Genomic DNA, 15,432 nt, shown 5'->3' with positions numbered 1-15,432 from the left:
CCAGCACCGCGTCGGCGCGGGTGACGCTCTCGGTGACGTCCTCGACGTACCAGCAGCAGCGGCCGGCGGACAGGGGCACCCGGCGAACCCGCAGCCGCCGGTCGTGGTGGGTGAACTCGCCGGTGGGCGCCTCGGCGGCGAGCGCGGCGGGACCGGCGGCGGCGAGCGGGAGGCCCACCGCGACCTCCGGCAGCAGGCGTTCGGCGACCGGGCTCAGGTGGCGCACCACGGCGTCGGCGTCGCAGACGATCAGACCCTCGCGGAAGTGCTCGACCACCTCGGACCAGTCCGGCGCGGCCGGATGGTCCCGGTCGGGGTCCAGTGGCGCCAGCGCCGGCCGGGTCACGGCATCGACGGCCCACGCCGAGCGCTCGACGCCCGAGGGGAAGATCCGTCCGTCGCCGGGATCCCAGTCCCTGACGTCGGCAGCAGCCACCGGCTAAGCCCCACTCCTTCTCGACTCCCACATCTCGCCGGCCCCGGCGGGATGTGATCCAATCTCTTCGTCCCACCCTACGCCGATATGCCGGTACCGCCACCTCGGTCGACCGCCCGCTCGGCCGTACGCTGCGGGGTCCCGACGGGATTGTTACGATCCCCGCTAGCGAGCCCCTGCGGAAAGGCGTGATCGTTGGTACCCCAAGGCAGGAAGCCGGAGTCGACGCCGCTCAGTCTCGTCGTCGACCGTACGGACCCGGCTGCCCCGCTGGTCCGTATCGGGGGTGACCTCGCCTACGCCACCGCCCGCCCGCTGCGCCTCGAGGTGGACCGGATCCTCGCCGAGCACCCGGCCGTGCTCGTGCTCGACTTCCAGGAACTGCTCTTCATCGACAGCACCGGCCTCTCCCTGATCGTGCACGCCTGGCGGGAGGGGCAGCAGGGGGGCACCGCGATCCAGCTCCGCTCGACGCCCCGGTTCCTGGACACCATCCTCGACATGACCGGGGTCACCGGCCTGCTCGCCCGCCCGCCCGCCACCCCACCGGGCACCGGTGAGGCCGGCCCGACGCTGCACCGACCCGCCGCCGCCGGGTAGGCACCCCCTCGGGGTGCCCCGCTCGCGGGAGGCTGGGAGACTGGAGCCATGCCGTCCCGACTGTTGTCCATCGAGGTGACCCGGCTCGACGCCGGTCGCGCCCGGCTGCGGTTGACCGGCGAGCTGGACTTCGACACCGCCCCGGAGCTGATCGCCGCGACCGCCGAGCTGCGCCGGCACGGGTTCCAGGCACTGGAGGTCGACCTGAACGGGGTCAGCCTCTGCGACTCCTCCGGCCTCAGCGCCTTCGTCGTGATCCACCGCTCCGGCACCGGTTCGGTCCGGCTGACCGGGATGAATCCGCAGCTCCAGCAGCTGCTCGACCGCACCGGCCTGGCCGAGCTGCTGGCGGTGGGAAGCTCCGGCGAGGGCTCCGGCGAGACCGGTGAGGGCACCCGGGCGGTCGGCTGACCGGCGCTCGTCCCGGGGCCGCCCCGACCGGGTCGGCTCAGGCGGCGGTCGTCGGTTGCCGGCGCAGCCCCGTCGCCGGCGTCGGCGGCTCGGCGTCCTCGGGGTGACCGGCGTCGGGCGTGTGGAACAGGTACCGGACGAACTCCACGCCCGCCTCGTTGTCCTCCGCGCCCGGCCACTGGCCGACGCAGTCGACCCCGACCACCTCCCGACCGGTGCCGTCGGACTCCTCCACCAGGGCCCACAGGCTCACCGGGTAGCACCGGGTGGTGCCGGCGGCGAGCCGCCAGCGGGCGTACCACCCCGGACGGGCCGGCACGATCTCGATGATCCGCCTCATGACGACCTTCCCTTCCGCGTACCTCGGAAGTTGCCTCGTCGCCTGTCGATGGTGTGACCGCCCCGGGTGAGCGCCCCTCACCCCGGGCGGGTGAGAGCCGCCGGACGGCGTCCCGGCGGCGGGGTGGCCGGTCGTTTCGGCGTCGGCGCGGGCGGGAAGGCGGACCGGGAGGGATCCGACGAGCCGAGCAGGAACGAGGTGATCCCGATGCGCAAGCAGATGGAGGGCGACAACCAGCGTCGCCGGGCCCTGGCCCGGCAGGCCCGCGAACGGGGCCGGCAGGCCAGCGAGACCGGGGCCAGCCTGAGCGCGACGAAACAGCTCAGCCACCTCGACCGGGGCAAACGGTCCGGACCGGCACCGGCCGGTCGGCACAAGCCGGACAGCACGCGCGGCGGGCCGACCACCCCGCCCCCGGCGCCCCGCCCGCAGACCACCGCGGCCCGGCCGACGCCGCCCACCTCGGTGCCCCGGGGGTACCGGGCGCTGGTGGAGGAGATCGGCCGCCGCAGCGGGACGGACTTCGCGGTGGCGAAGGTGGGGGCCGAGGCGACCGTGCTGAGCCTGGGCGGCGCGCTGGACCAGCCGGACCGGCTGCGGTTGTTCGCGGCGGTGCCGATGAAGCTGCACGACGTCTTCCCGGTCGACGGGGTGCGTCGGCACCAGGACCTGCCCGGGTTCCTCGCCGAGGTGGCCCGGCTCAGCGCCGCCACCCCGGAGCAGGCCCGGTACCAGGCCGAGGCCACCATCGCCGCGCTGGCCGAGGCCGAGCCCGACCTGGTGGCGTCGCTGCCGGTGCCGCCGGGGCTGCGCGAGTTGTTCCCGCCCGCCGGCTGACCGGCGGGACCGGCCCCGTGGTCCGGGCGGCCGTCCGCCGGCACGCGCCGACGGCCGCCCGGACCAGGTTCGCGTCAGGGTTGCCGCACCGGCATCTCGGGCGCGGCGCTCTCCAGGGGTACGGCGTGGGCCGGCACCAGGCCGAGCTGCACGGCCGGCCGGGGCAGCGCCGCGTCGAGCACCCAGTCGGCGCCGACCCGGGCCCGGTTCGCCGGCATGGCCAGCAGGTGGTACCCCCGGGTGACCGCCTTGGCCGGCAGCCCGGACAGGGACAGTTTCAGCGGGTTCGCCGCCGCGTCCTTACCCCCCAGGTCGACCACCCAGCCCAGGTCGTGGTGCTTGTACGGCCGCCGCCGTCCCTGGCCGTACGAGGCGGCGATGTTGTGCGCGGCGAGCTTGCCCTGCCGTTGGGCGTGCTGGGCGGTCATCGCGCAGATCTGGCCGGGGTGGGCCAGGTCGGGGACGGCGGCGGCGTCGCCGCAGGCGTACACCTCGGGGAAGCCGGGGACGGTCAGGTACTCGTCGACGACCAGGCGGCCCTTCTCGGTCCGCAGCCCCAGGTCGGCGACGAAGGGGTCGGGTCGTACCCCGACGCACCAGACCAGGCTGCAGGTGGGGATGTACTCGCCGTCGGTGAGCTTGACCCCGTCGGCGGTGGCCTCGGCGACCGAGGTGCCCATCCGCACGTCGACGCCCCGGCGTCGCAGCACCCGGTCGGCGGTGACCGACATCCGCCGGTCGAGTTCGGGCAGGACCCGGGGGGCCACGTCGAGCAGCATCCAGCGGGGACGGATCGACAGCCGGGGCCGCTGGGCGGCGAGCGCGTCGGTGAAGAGCTGGCCGTGGGCGGCCACCTCGGTACCGGTGTACCCGGCTCCGACCACCACGAAGGTGGCCCGCGCCTGCTGCTCGGCCGGGTCCTGGGCCTGCTCGGCCAGTTCGATCTGACGGACCACGTGGTCGTGCAGGTAGAGCGCCTCGGGCAGGCCCCGGAAGCCGTGCGCGTACTCGGTGACCCCGGGGATGGGCAGCAGCTTGTTGACGCTGCCGACGGCGAGCACGAGCCGGTCGTAGGCCAGCCGGCCCCGGTCCCCCTCGGGCTGGGTGAAGCCCACCCAGCGGTTGTGCAGGTCGACCCGGTCCGCCTCGCCGACCACCACCCGCACGCCGTCGAGGGTGCCGGCGAGCGGCACCGAGATCCGGGTGGGTTCGACCACCCCGGCGGCCACCTCGGGCAGCAGCGGCAGGTAGAGGAAGTAGTCGGTCGAGTTCAGCACGACGATCTCGGCCCGGTTGCGGGCCAGCCGGCTGAGGGTCTTCGCCGCGTGGTATCCGGCGAAACCGGCACCCACGATCACCACACGAGGTTTCGTCATGCCTGCTGCCGTTCCCGGCGAATCGCGGGACAAACGTCCCGCCGGCACCGGCGGGGCCCCTCGGCCCCGGCTCGGCGGATCAGCCCGGCGGCGGGCCGGCCCGCTCCGGTGGCACCGGCACCGCCAGGAAGGTCGCGCCGCGCAGGTCCAGCCAGGCCCGGTCGGGGGTCCGGACCAGCCGCAGCAGCACCGCCGTGCAGGCCGGGCAGCGGGCCACCAGACCCGGGGCGTGGGAGTAGACGCGCAGCCCGCCGACCGGGCCGGCCCGGCCGCACGTCTGGCAGCGGGCGGTGGCGGCGCTCAGGTCGACGGCGAAGAGTTCCCGCAACGGGCCGTCGAGCATGTTGCCGTCCAGGTACGACGTCTCGGTCATCAGCTCTCCTCGCCGTTCAGCCGGTGGGCCCGAAGCGTTCGGTGCGTACCCGCCCGGCCGGGTGGCCCAGCCCCACCAGCAGGTCGGCGACGGCCTCCACGAAGCCGGTCGGGCCGCAGACGTAGCACAACGGCGTCCGGTCGGGCGGCCACCCGTGGCGGGTCAGGTCGGCCGCGCCGATCCGGTGCGGCCCGCCGGGCCAGTCCGCCGGCGCCTCGCGGGTGTACACGTACGCCACGTCCAGGCCCGGGTCGTCGCGGGCGCGGCGACGCAGTTCGTCGGCGTAGAGCGCGTCGGCCGGGGTGCGGACCGAGTGGATCAGCCGGAACGGGGCCGGGCTGCCGGCCGCCCGGCGGGCGCGGACCATCGCGGCCAGCGGCACCACGCCGGAGCCCCCGGCGACCAGCAGCACCGGGGCGGCCTGGTCGGTCCGCCAGACGAACCAGCCGCCGACCGGTCCGCGCACCTCCACCGGGTCGCCCTCGGCGTAGACGTCGACCAGGTACGGCGACACCTCGCCGTCGGGCACCCGCTGCACGGTGACCTCGATCCGGTTCCCGGCGGCCGGGGCGGCCAGCGAGTACGACCGGGCGGCCTGGTACCCGTCGGCGGCGGTCAGCCGCAGGTCCAGGTGCTGCCCCGGCAGGTGGCCGGGCCAACCGGGCACGTCGAGGAGCAGGGTGTGCGCGGTGGGGGTCTCCACCCGCCGGCCGGCCAGCCGGGCCACCCGCCAGGTCAGCGCGGCGCTCACCGCCGGACCCGATCCGCGATGGTCGCCGGGCGTCCGCCCGGCGGACGGACCGGCGCGGCCGGGCGCAGCGAACCGGCCGGCGTGGCCGGGCGCAGCGGACGAACCGGCGCGGCCGGGCGTCGACGCGGCGGACGGGCCGGCACGTCAGTCACCGGCGTAGCGCTGCTCGCGCCACGGGTCGCCGTAGTCGTGGTAGCCGGCGGTCTCCCAGAACCCCGGCTCGTCGGTGGTGGTCAGCCGGATGCCCCGGACCCACTTGGCGGACTTCCAGAAGTACAGGTGCGGCACCAGCAGCCGGGCCGGCCCGCCGTGCTCGGCGGGCAGCGGGCGGCCCTCGTAGGTGTGCGCGATCCAGGCCCGCCCGTCGCGCAGGTCGGTTAGCGGCAGGTTGGTGCTGTACCCGCCGTAGGAGTGGGCCACGGCGTACCCTGCCGCCGTGTCGACGCCGTCGAGCAGGGTGTCCAGGCTGACGCCCTGCCAGGAGGTGTCCCGCTTGGACCAGCGGGTGACGCAGTGGATGTCGACGGTCGGTGTCTCCTGCGGCAGCGCCATCAGCTCCGGCCAGGACCAGCGGTACTCCGCGCCGGTCTCGGTGGCGAGGACGAACTCCCAGTCCTGCGGGGACACCGTCGGGGTCGGGCCGGCGGAGAGCACCGGGAAGTCCTCGGTCAGGTACTGCCCCGGTGGCAGGGCCGGGCCGGCCGGGCGGGGCCGGCCCTGGAAGCCGGGCGAGACGATTCCCACCCGTCAGTCGTACCACCCGGAGACCGCCCCCGTGTCCGGTTTGCCGGAGTCACGCCGGCGGCCCCGTCCGACGGGCACCTTGGCGGCCCGGACGTGCCGGGGGCCCGGTGACGGTGGCGTCACCGGGCCCGGGCGGAGGTCCCGAGCGGGCCTGCGGCTATCCGCGGGCCGCGCTCAGAGCCGTTCCTTGACGATCTCCGTGGGGCCGGGCTCGGCGTGCCGGGTGGCCCGCAGGCTGGTGATGGTCACGATCACCAGGACGCCGATGATGACGCCGAGCGAGGCCAGGGTGGGGATCTCCGGGACACCGTCCCAGATGCCGTGGGCCCAGTGCAGGCCCAGCTTGACGCCGATGAACGCCAGAATGATCGCCAGGCCGTAGCTCAGGTGGACCAGGCGGCTCAGCGCGGCGTGCAGCACGAAGTAGAGCGCCCGCAGCCCCAGCAGCGCGAACGCGTTGGTGACGAAGACCAGGTACGGGTCCTCGGTGATGCCGTACACGGCCGGCACGGAGTCGACGGCGAAGACCACGTCGGTGGCGAAGACGGCGACCACGACCAGGGCCAGCGGGGTGAGCGTCCGGCGGCCGTCCAGCTTCACGACCATCTTGGTGCCGTGGTACTCGTTGGTCACCGGCATGAACCGGCGCAGCAGGCGGACCGAGCGCATCTTGGTGATGTCGACCTCCTGCTCGTGCCCGGAGAGGGCGTCGCGCAGCAGCTTGATCGCGGTGACGATCAGGATGACCCCGAAGAGCAGGAAGGCGAAGTCCAGCGTCTGCAGGGCGGCGGCGCCGAGCGCGATGAAGATGGCGCGCAGCACCAGGGCACCGGTGATGCCGAACAGCAGCACCCGCTGGGCGAGCACGGACGGCACCGCGAAGGCGGCCAGCAGGAGCATGAAGACGAAGAGGTTGTCGACCGAGAGCGACTTCTCCACCAGGTACCCGGTGAGGTACTCGATGCCCTGCTGGCTGCTGTACTCGTACCAGAGCCAGGCGCCGAAGGCCAGCGGCAGGGCGATGTAGAACACCGACCAGCCGATCGCCTCCCGCAGGGAGACCTCGTGCGGGCGACGGGTGACCAGGAAGTCGAGCGCCAGCAGGAGAAGCACGGCCGCGATCGTCACGCCCCAGAGGGTGGGCGTGCCGATGGTCGTCAGCGACCCGGCGGACAAATACGAGATTTCGGACATGAGGCCTCCTCGAACACCATTCCATGTTCGAGGTCTCCTTCACCCATGGTTTCATGGGCAACCACCCGGGGTGCACGCGAATGCACCGTACTGACCGGCATGGTTCGTGGGAAGTACTCCCCTCGTCTGGACCAGGTTAGGGCAGCCCCGGCCAGGACAACAACTCGACCCGGCAGGTCGGTGCGTCCGCGTCGTGGATCGGGTCCGCCACGGCGGTCCCGGCGACGCGCGACACCGCGTGGCGCCCGGGGATCACCGCGCCAGCCTGCGCAGCAGCACCCGCCCGAGCGCCTCCAGCGGGCCCCGGCCGAACCGGGTGCTCCACCAGTGGGCGGCCAGGACCAGCACCCCGCAGACCGCCACCCAGAGGCCCAGCACCCACCAGGGCGCGACATCCCGCCAGGCCCAGGCGAGCCCCAGGCCCCACCCGTAGCAGACCACCACGCAGAGCACGTTCTGCAGCACGTAGCAGGACAGCGCGCTGCGCCCCACCGCCGTCAGCCCGGCACTCACCCGGCCCGGCCCGGACCGCTGCCTGCGGGGACCACCGGTCCGCCGACGGTCGAGCACGACACCGACCAGCCCGAGGTAGCCCAACGCCACCAGCGGCGCGCAGACGTAGCGGTCCAGCAGGAACCAGTCCGGCCCGGCCAGGGTGGTCGCCACGTTCAGCGGCAGCCCGACACCCAGCCCGAGCCACAGCAGGCGGCGGCGCCACGCCCGGCCCCGGTCGTCGTCGCCGAAGGCGCCGGCCCGGAACAACCGGACCCCGAGCAGGAAGAGGAAGACCAGCAACCCGGCGGCGAGGATCGGTTCGGCGCGCAGCGCCAGCAGGTTGGCCAGCCGGAACCCGACCTGGTCGGGCCAGCCCTGCACCGCGAAGAGCCGCTCCGCCTCGGCGAGGGCCCCGTCCCCGCCCCGGGCGCTCCCCGGCGGGGCCCCGACCAGGGCCAGGGTGAGCAGCGCCATCAGGGCCAGATGCAGCCCGCCGGCGAGGTACATGGCCACCCGCCGGACCCGCTCGGTACGGGCCAGCAGCCAGGCCACCAGCAGCGCGGTGACCGCGTACCCCATCAGCACGTCGAAGGCGAAGACCAGGACGAAGTGCAGGGTGCCCTCGACGAACAGCAGCAGCGCCCGCCAGCCGTACCGGCCGGGCCACCCGCTGCCCCGGGCCAGCGCCGCGCGGTGCTGGATCGCCAGCCCGACGCCGAAGAGGATGGTGAGCAGGGCGAGGAACTTGCCGTTGGCGAGGAACCGGAACACCCCTTCGACGGCGGCGGCGACCGGCTGCCCCCCGGCCAGCGGGACGCCGGCCGACACACCGGCGACGTCGAGCAGGACGCGGGCCTCCGCGCCGGGGGTGGCGAAGATCCAGACGTTGGTCGCCAGGGTGCCCAGGATGGCGACGCCCCGGAGGACGTCGAGCAGGGCGACCCGGGGCGGGGCGACGACCCCGCCGGTGGTGGTCACGGCGGCGGTCATCGGGCATCCCCTCGCGTGGTCCGGCAGACCCGGTCAGCCTGTCAGCCGGACCGCCCTCGACCCTCCTCCCGCCCGCCGATATCGGCATGCTGCTTCCGACGGATCCCGGCCGCCTCGAACGTCGCACCCCGCCACGCCCGCCGACGGCGGGTGGGTCACCGGCCCCGCAGGGCGGTACCGGGGGCCAGGGCCGGCTCGACCATGTCCCGGTAGTCACGCGGGAGCCGGGTCACCACCTCGTCGAACTCGCCGCCGGCGATCGCCTCCCGCAGGGTGGTGAAGACCGCGCGGACGGCGTCGCGGGCGGTGCTCTCATCGACGCCGGCCCGCCGGCTCACCCGGGCCACGAACTCGGCCGCGCCGAACCGGTCGGCCGCCTCCGCGCCCGCGCCCGGCTTCAGGGCCAGTTGCAACGGCGCGGGCAGTTGCGCGGCGAGGTCCAGCACCTCCCCACCGGTCAGCCGCTCCGCCAGGGTCTCCAGGGTCGCCCGGGTCCGTTCGACCGCGTCCGTGGAGGACGCCCGGGTCCGCCGGGCCACCTGGTCGACGAAGGTGTCGTAGTTCATCCGCCCCTGCTCCTTCGGCTGGTCGCCGCCCGCCGCTACCCGGTCCCCGCCACTGCGGCGGGTGCCTCGGGTACCCGTGCGGGGGACCCGGAAACCAGGGGCACCGGCCGGGCGTCCAGTGGGCGGGATCGCCGGGGTCGGGGCGCGTGACCGGCGGCGGGGTGGGTAACCGCGGCCGGTCGTGACCGGATCCGCTGACCACGAGGAGCCCCACCATGGCGAGTTACACCGAGGTGTTGCAGTACCTGTCCGCTCTGGACTATCCGGCCGGGAAGTCCGACGTGATCCGGGAGGCGGAGCGGGAGGGCGCCCCGACGCACGTGCTCCAGGCCCTGCGCGCCCTGCCCCCGGTGGAGTACGCCAACGGCACCGAGGTGGCCCGGTCGGCCGACGTCGACGCCGCCCCGGAGGTCGACGCGCCGCAGCGGGCGGCCCAGGCCCGGGACAAGCGCCACCAGCGTGTCTCCCAGCACCTGCGCAGCATCTGAGCCGCGCGGGCGAGGCCGGAACGGACCGGCGCCCCGGTTCGCGAACCGCGAACCGGGGCGCCACAGGGAAACCAGTCCCTGGCCGGGTCGACACCCGAACCGGGTGACGACCGCCAGGCGGATGATCGCCCGAACCGGGCGGGCATCGCTGCCGTAGCCAGCATACGTGGCACCATCGTCCTAACGGCTGAAATTGGCGGAACTGTGTGGCAGCCCACGTTCGTGATCACGCCGATGGTCGGTGCTGTCCACGCAGGTCGCAGGTTGGGTGCCACAGCGGGGTGCCCGGAGGGCCGATCGCTCACCGCCGCCGCTGCCCGGCCCTCACCCGGTCAGCTCCGCGTACCGCTTCTCCAGGTCGACCCGGGCGAGGGCGCCCACCAGCCAGGCGAGGCGTTCGGACTCGCCGCTGCCGGCCAGTCCGGCCAGGTCATCGGCCGACCGGCCCAGCCCGAGCCGGCGGGCCGCCGCGAGCGCGTGCCGGTCGGCCACCGGGGCGACCTCCCGCCACAGTGCCTGGGCGTCCCGCAGGAACAGGTCCACCACCGAGGTGTCCACACCGGGCAGCTCGGCCAGCAGCGCGCGTTCCCGGGCCGGGTCCTGGTGCGCGGCCGAGCGCAGCCGGCGCAGGTCGCCCCGGTAGCGCTGCACGACCGTCCGGGCGAGGTCACCGAGGACGTCGGCGAGGGCGTCGACGTCGCCCCGCTGCCCGGTGTCGCGCAGCACCCGTACCCGGTCGGCGTGCAGCGAGCGGGCCATCCGGGCGGCGCTGTCCCAGCCCGCCTCGCGCAGCCCCCGCGCGCTGTCCAGCGCCCGCCGGAAGTCCCCGCGCCGGGCCAGCAGCACCGCCAGGCCGAGCAGTTGGAACAGGCTGGACGGGTTGTTGGTGACCGGGAAGCCGTACTGTTCGGCGAACCCGCGTCCACTGCCGGCGAGCCGGCGGACCAGACGCTTCTTGTCCTCGATGGTGGCGGTGGCGGTGGCAGTCTGGGTCGGCATGCTGGCGACTACCCGCACCGGCGGCGGCCACGCCTGCCGGACAGGCGGCACCCCGGTCCGGTGCGGGTCAGGGGTGGACGCCGCCGTGCCGGTCCCGGACCTTGAGCCGGGTGGTGGGCAGCGCCGGGGCGGGCAACGGTGGGGCGGGGTCGTCGGCGACCGTCCCGAACCGGGCCGCGCCGGCCATCCAGTCCTCCCGGGCGGCGACGACCTCCTCGTGCGAGCGCCCGACGAAGTTCCACCACATCACCAGCGGCTCCTCGAAGGGCGTCCCGCCGAGCAGCAGCACCCGGCTGCCGGGGGCGGCCCGCAGCGTGAGCGCGGCCCGACCGGTCCCCAGGTAGAGCAGCGCGCCGACGTCCACCGACACGCCGTCGACCTCGGCCGTGCCGGACATGACCAGCAGGCCGTACTCGAAGTCGCGGCGCAGCGGCACGGTGGCCGGCGCCGGGCCGGCGACCGTGAGGTCGACGCCGACCAACGGCGTGTGCGTGACCGCCGGTGACACCACGCCGTCGAGGTCGCCGACCAGCACCCGGCCGGTGAGCTCACCGGCGTGCCAGGTGGGCAGCTCCGCGTGGTGGGCGAAGTCGGCCGCGCCGGCCCGGGCCGGGTCGGGCAGGGCCACCCAGAGCTGCACGCCGTGCATCACCGGGGGACGCGCCTCGGGAGAACGTTCGGAGTGGGCGATACCGTGCCCGGAGGTCATCACGTTGAGCTGGCCGGGCCGGATCGGCTGCACGTTGCCGAGGCTGTCGCGGTGCAGGATCTCCCCCTCCAGCAGCCAGGTGACGGTCTGCAGGCCGGTGTGTGGATGCGGGGGGACCTCCATGCCGGGCCGCCGGGCGACGTCGTCGGGCCCGAAGTGGTCGACGAAGCACCAGGCGCCGACCATCCGGCGCTGGCGCTGCGGCAGCAGCCGCCGCACGGTGGTCCAGCGCCCGAGCGGCACGTCGTGGCCGGGCAGCAGGACGCTCGCGGGGTCGGTCGGGACGGTGCCGGCGGGCCGGGTCGAGGCCGGCAGCGATTCGGTGCGCTCCACCACCCTGACTGTACGCTCAGCTCGCGCCGACGGTCACCACGTTCGCCCCGGCGACCAGGTCGACCCAGATCCGGTCGGCGACCGTGTCCCAGTGCGGGGAGCTGACCACGGCACCGGCCGCGATGCCGGCCTGCCGCTGGTCGTAGACCCGGATGGTGCCGGCGCCGGAGGCGGCGCGGACCCGGGCCGGTGGGTCGCCGGCCACCCGGATCAGCAGTTCGTTGACCCCGCCGGTCATCCGGACCGGGAGCGTGCCGGTGACCCGGGGCAGCCGCAGGTCGACACGGGTCGCGCCGCCGAGCAGGTCGACCCCCGCGCTGCGGCCCCCGCTGAGGTCGAGCACCTGGTGGTCGACGCCGCCGGTGATCTGGAGCCGCCAGTCGACCCGGGAGTTGAGGGCCACGTCGACGACGCCGGGACCGGGGCGGGTACCGCGCTTGACGTGCAGCCGGACCTGGTCGCCGAGGACCCGTGGTGCCGGGTCGACGCCGGATTCGGCCGGGCTGCCGATGCGGTACAGGTCGTCGCCGAGGTCGGCGGTGCGCAGCGAGAGGGTGGCCAGTCCGTCGACGAGTTCGAAGGTGGCCCGGCGGCGGCCGTCGAGCGGTGCGGTCAGCACCCCGGCCGGGCCGGACTGCGCCGCGACCACGCCCCCGGGACCGTCCTCGCCGGCGTTCGCGCCGGTCGCCGGGCGGCCGGCACCGGAGAAGGTCACCCCGGCCGGGTTCGGGTCGGTGAGCGTCGCCGCCACCGCCGCGGCCCCCAGGACGAGGACCAGCGCGACGGCGGCGGTGAGCAGCCGGGTGCCCCGGGACCAGCGGGCCCGGGGCGGGGCTCCCCCGGTCGCCGGTTCCCCGGCCACCTCGATGATCACCCCGGGCGGCGGGTCCACCGGCCCGGCGGCGGGGTCGCCGCCGCTGCGGCCGGTCGGCGGCTCGGCCCCAGGGGTTCCGGCGGCGGGGCTGCCGGGGCCGGCGGCGGTGGTACCGGCGGCGTGGACCGGCTGGCTGTCGACCGCGACGGGGGCACGGCGGGGAGCGGGCGCCCGTCCGACGGCGGGGGTCAGGCGGAGCACCTCGGCCGGTTCGCCGGTACGGGCCGGCAGGACGATCTCGATCGTCGGCTGGTCGTCGTCGACACCCGGCCGGTCAGCGCCCGGCACCGGTGTCGTCGCCGGCCGCCGGTACATGTCGTGGTACGACACTCGCCTCCCCTTTCCCGGTCCCCTGTGGTGGTACGTGCCCGGGAAGGCTTCGGATCAATCCGACGCTGGCCGGCACCCCGGGTACGGGTGCCGGCCAGCGGTCGTGCGCGTCTGCGGTGGTGTGCGGTGGTGCGTCAGCTGTTCCAGTACTTGGCGACCAGGTCGGCGGCCTGCTTCTCCCACTGCGCGTAGTGGTCCGGGAACGCCGACACCTGCACCGTCTGCGCGGCCTTCGTCAACGGCATACCCTCCCAGCCGTCGACCTGCTTCAGGCCCTTCAGGAACGCCAGGGTCGAGTACTCCGGGTCGGTGATCTGCTCCACCGTGCCCCAACCCGACGACGGACGCTGCTGGAACAGGCCCTGCGAGTCGTGGTCGTTGCGGTCACCCAGATGACCCAGGTTCTCCAACTTCGACTCCTGCAGCGACGTGGCGATCGCCACCACCGCAGCCCGCTCGTCCATCCCGGCCTTCTTCGTCGCCGCGATGATCGCCTTCGTGTTCGCCACCTGCTCCTCGTTCAGGTCGATCCGCGACTGACCCGCCGGCTCACCATGCGGCAGCAACACCGCCGTGTCCGGCCGGCTCTCCGCCACCGCCACCGCCGAACCGGTCACCGGAGCCGCCTGCACCTCGACCACCGGACCAGCGAACACACCACCGGCAAAAGCCAGACCAGCAACACCCAACACACTCCGACGAATAATCGAGTTCATGACCAGCTCCATTCGGGGGATCGTCGACACCCACACCAGGGGACGCGGGCGCACGAGCACCGTCAGGGGCGCTCACTGAAGTCCAAAGGGGGGAAAGAAACCAGCGCGGGAACTCGCGGGGGCGGCTCACCACGCCGGGCCCAGATGTAACGACCGGCCGGCCACCATCATTCCGGCGGCCCGGCCCCCACCCCCGCCAGGCGAGAAGGGGTGCCCTGCTCGGTCGTACGCCAGGTATAACGACCCCACCCCCACCGCCATTCCAGCCGACGGGTGCCCCCGACCACACCGCCGAACCGGACATCCGACGCAGCGTGGCGGTGGCCGGACGGCGGTCACCAGGGCTGAACCGGACGGCGGTGGGAACCCGTACCCGGGGCCGGCCACCGGATCGCGCCGACGCGACGGTGACGACGGGGCCGCCCCGCGTCGGAAGGGATGTGTCGGACATGCCGGAGGCCGTTGAGACGGTGTTCGCCACGGTGGTCACCCGGAACCCGGGTGAGCCGGAGTTCCATCAGGCGGTCCGGGAGGTGCTGGAGAGCATCGGCCCGGCGTTGGCCCGCCACCCCGAGTACGCCGACGCCCGGATCGTCGAGCGGATCTGCGAACCGGAACGGCAGTTCATCTTCCGGGTGCCGTGGGAGGACGACCACGGCCGGATCCGGGTCAACCGGGGCTTCCGGGTGGAGTTCAACAGCGCGCTCGGCCCGTTCAAGGGCGGGTTGCGTTTCCACCCCTCGGTGTACCTGGGGATCGTGAAGTTCCTCGGGTTCGAGCAGATCTTCAAGAACGCGCTGACCGGGCTGCCGATCGGTGGGGGCAAGGGCGGCGCCGACTTCGACCCGAAGGGCCGCTCGGACCGCGAGGTGATGCGGTTCTGCCAGAGTTTCATGACCGAGCTGTACCGGCACATCGGCGCGCTGACCGACGTCCCGGCCGGGGACATCGGGGTGGGCGGCCGGGAGATCGGCTACCTGTTCGGCCAGTACAAGCGGATCACCAACCGGTACGAGTCCGGGGTGCTCACCGGCAAGGGGCTGGCGTACGGGGGCGCGCAGGTACGGACCGAGGCGACCGGGTACGGGGCGGCCTTCTTCGCCGAGGAGATGCTCCGGCAGGCCGGCGACAGCCTGGACGGCAAGCGGGTGGTGGTCTCCGGCTCCGGCAACGTGGCCACCTACGCGATCCAGAAGGTGCACCAGCTCGGCGGCACGGTGGTGGCCTGCTCCGACTCGGGTGGGTACGTGGTGGACGAGAAGGGCATCGACCTGGCGGTGCTGCGGGACCTCAAGGAGGGCCGCCGGGCCCGCCTGGACGACTACGTGCGGCACGTGCCGCACGCGGTGGCGGTCGCCGGCCGTACCGTCTGGGAGGTGCCCTGCGAGGTGGCCCTGCCGTGCGCGACGCAGAACGAGATCGGTGGCGCGGAGGCCGCGCGGTTGGTCGCCGGGGGCTGCCTCGCGGTGGTGGAGGGGGCGAACATGCCGACCACACCGGAGGCGGTCCGGATCCTCGGCCGGGCCGGGGTGCGGTTCGCCCCGGGCAAGGCCGCCAACGCCGGCGGGGTCGCGGTGAGCGCGCTGGAGATGCAGCAGAACGCCAGCCGCGAGTCGTGGACCTTCGCCGAGTCGGAACAGCGGCTGTGGGAGATCATGCGCGACATCCACGCCCGCTGCTGGGCCACGGCCGAGGAGTACGGCCTGCCCGGTGACTACGTGGCCGGGGCAAACATCAACGGGTTCCGTCGGGTGGCCGAGGCGATGCTGGCCCACGGCCTGGTGTGAGACGCGACTGGCCGGTGTCCCCGTGACGGGGACACCGGCCAGAACACCTCTCACGTCAGCTCTTCCAGTGCTCGGCGACCAGG

The 15,432-nt window shown here is 74.4% G+C and carries 16 protein-coding genes and 2 pseudogenes; 5 read left to right on the top strand and 13 right to left on the bottom strand.

Translation table 11 applies throughout. The annotated features are described in order from the left end of the window. Positions 1–436 (bottom strand): annotated as a pseudogene (locus AWW66_RS27425) (PP2C family protein-serine/threonine phosphatase); the annotation flags it as partial. 195 nt (positions 437–631) lie between these two features. On the opposite strand from AWW66_RS27425, the gene AWW66_RS27420 reads away from it, so the two are divergent. Further along, positions 632–1,036 carry an STAS domain-containing protein gene (locus AWW66_RS27420; RefSeq protein WP_067372164.1) on the top strand — a complete coding sequence of 135 codons (405 nt, stop codon included), beginning with the start codon at positions 632–634 and terminating at the stop codon, positions 1,034–1,036. Positions 1,037–1,084: 48 nt separating this feature from the next. Beyond that, positions 1,085–1,447 (top strand): STAS domain-containing protein, encoded by a 363-nt coding sequence (locus AWW66_RS27415; RefSeq protein ID WP_067372162.1) that lies wholly within the window; start codon positions 1,085–1,087, stop codon positions 1,445–1,447. Between the two features lie 37 nt (positions 1,448–1,484). Here AWW66_RS27415 and AWW66_RS27410 read toward each other — a convergent pair whose 3' ends face one another. Continuing rightward, positions 1,485–1,787 carry a hypothetical protein gene (locus AWW66_RS27410; RefSeq protein ID WP_067372159.1) on the bottom strand — a complete coding sequence of 101 codons (303 nt, stop codon included), beginning with the start codon at positions 1,785–1,787 and terminating at the stop codon, positions 1,485–1,487. 207 nt (positions 1,788–1,994) lie between these two features. On the opposite strand from AWW66_RS27410, the pseudogene AWW66_RS27405 reads away from it, so the two are divergent. Next, a pseudogene (locus tag AWW66_RS27405) lies at positions 1,995–2,615 on the top strand (DUF2267 domain-containing protein); the annotation flags it as partial. An 83-nt stretch (positions 2,616–2,698) separates the two neighbouring features. Here the strand turns inward: AWW66_RS27405 and AWW66_RS27400 are convergent. From AWW66_RS27400 to AWW66_RS27370, 7 genes are all read right to left on the bottom strand, one after another. Then, positions 2,699–4,000, bottom strand: coding sequence for an NAD(P)/FAD-dependent oxidoreductase (locus tag AWW66_RS27400; RefSeq protein ID WP_067372154.1), 1,302 nt, complete (start codon positions 3,998–4,000; stop codon positions 2,699–2,701). Positions 4,001–4,079: 79 nt separating this feature from the next. Further along, positions 4,080–4,373, bottom strand: a complete 294-nt coding sequence (locus AWW66_RS27395; protein ID WP_067372152.1) for a DUF6510 family protein — start codon at positions 4,371–4,373, stop codon at positions 4,080–4,082. A 16-nt stretch (positions 4,374–4,389) separates the two neighbouring features. Beyond that, positions 4,390–5,124: a ferredoxin reductase gene (locus AWW66_RS27390; RefSeq protein ID WP_067372150.1), complete on the bottom strand. Its 735-nt coding sequence runs from the start codon at positions 5,122–5,124 to the stop codon at positions 4,390–4,392. A 144-nt stretch (positions 5,125–5,268) separates the two neighbouring features. After that, positions 5,269–5,868, bottom strand: a complete 600-nt coding sequence (locus AWW66_RS27385; RefSeq protein WP_067372149.1) for a sulfite oxidase-like oxidoreductase — start codon at positions 5,866–5,868, stop codon at positions 5,269–5,271. A gap of 174 nt (positions 5,869–6,042) precedes the next feature. Further along, positions 6,043–7,062 (bottom strand): TerC/Alx family metal homeostasis membrane protein, encoded by a 1,020-nt coding sequence (locus AWW66_RS27380; protein WP_067372147.1) that lies wholly within the window; start codon positions 7,060–7,062, stop codon positions 6,043–6,045. 252 nt (positions 7,063–7,314) lie between these two features. After that, complete coding sequence (locus tag AWW66_RS27375) at positions 7,315–8,547, bottom strand: DUF418 domain-containing protein (RefSeq protein WP_067372144.1); 1,233 nt, start codon at positions 8,545–8,547, stop codon at positions 7,315–7,317. 155 nt (positions 8,548–8,702) lie between these two features. Continuing rightward, positions 8,703–9,113 (bottom strand): DUF2267 domain-containing protein, encoded by a 411-nt coding sequence (locus AWW66_RS27370; protein WP_067372141.1) that lies wholly within the window; start codon positions 9,111–9,113, stop codon positions 8,703–8,705. Between the two features lie 215 nt (positions 9,114–9,328). Between AWW66_RS27370 and AWW66_RS27365 the strand changes: the two genes are divergently transcribed. After that, positions 9,329–9,601 carry a DUF2795 domain-containing protein gene (locus AWW66_RS27365; protein WP_067372138.1) on the top strand — a complete coding sequence of 91 codons (273 nt, stop codon included), beginning with the start codon at positions 9,329–9,331 and terminating at the stop codon, positions 9,599–9,601. Between the two features lie 324 nt (positions 9,602–9,925). Here AWW66_RS27365 and AWW66_RS27360 read toward each other — a convergent pair whose 3' ends face one another. The 4 genes from AWW66_RS27360 to AWW66_RS27345 all read right to left on the bottom strand — a co-directional run bounded on the left by AWW66_RS27360 (position 9,926) and on the right by AWW66_RS27345 (position 13,562). Continuing rightward, on the bottom strand, positions 9,926–10,600 hold the full coding sequence (locus AWW66_RS27360) for a hypothetical protein (RefSeq protein WP_067372135.1): 675 nt from the start codon (positions 10,598–10,600) through the stop codon (positions 9,926–9,928). Positions 10,601–10,667: 67 nt separating this feature from the next. Next, entirely contained in the window at positions 10,668–11,642 is a 975-nt protein-coding gene (locus tag AWW66_RS27355) for a pirin family protein (protein ID WP_067372131.1), read from the bottom strand. Between the two features lie 16 nt (positions 11,643–11,658). Next, entirely contained in the window at positions 11,659–12,846 is a 1,188-nt protein-coding gene (locus AWW66_RS27350) for a hypothetical protein (protein ID WP_245648511.1), read from the bottom strand. 134 nt (positions 12,847–12,980) lie between these two features. Continuing rightward, positions 12,981–13,562 (bottom strand): hypothetical protein, encoded by a 582-nt coding sequence (locus AWW66_RS27345; protein WP_067372167.1) that lies wholly within the window; start codon positions 13,560–13,562, stop codon positions 12,981–12,983. 449 nt (positions 13,563–14,011) lie between these two features. Between AWW66_RS27345 and gdhA the strand changes: the two genes are divergently transcribed. Continuing rightward, complete coding sequence (gene gdhA, locus AWW66_RS27340) at positions 14,012–15,349, top strand: NADP-specific glutamate dehydrogenase (RefSeq protein ID WP_067372165.1); 1,338 nt, start codon at positions 14,012–14,014, stop codon at positions 15,347–15,349. The last annotated feature ends 83 nt before the right edge of the window (positions 15,350–15,432 follow it).

The sequence above is a fragment of the Micromonospora rosaria genome, assembly GCF_001567585.1.
GTDB classification, from domain to species: domain Bacteria; phylum Actinomycetota; class Actinomycetes; order Mycobacteriales; family Micromonosporaceae; genus Micromonospora; species Micromonospora rosaria.
Note: the sequence above shows the minus strand (reverse complement) of the source record. Positions and strands in the feature narration are given on the sequence as shown.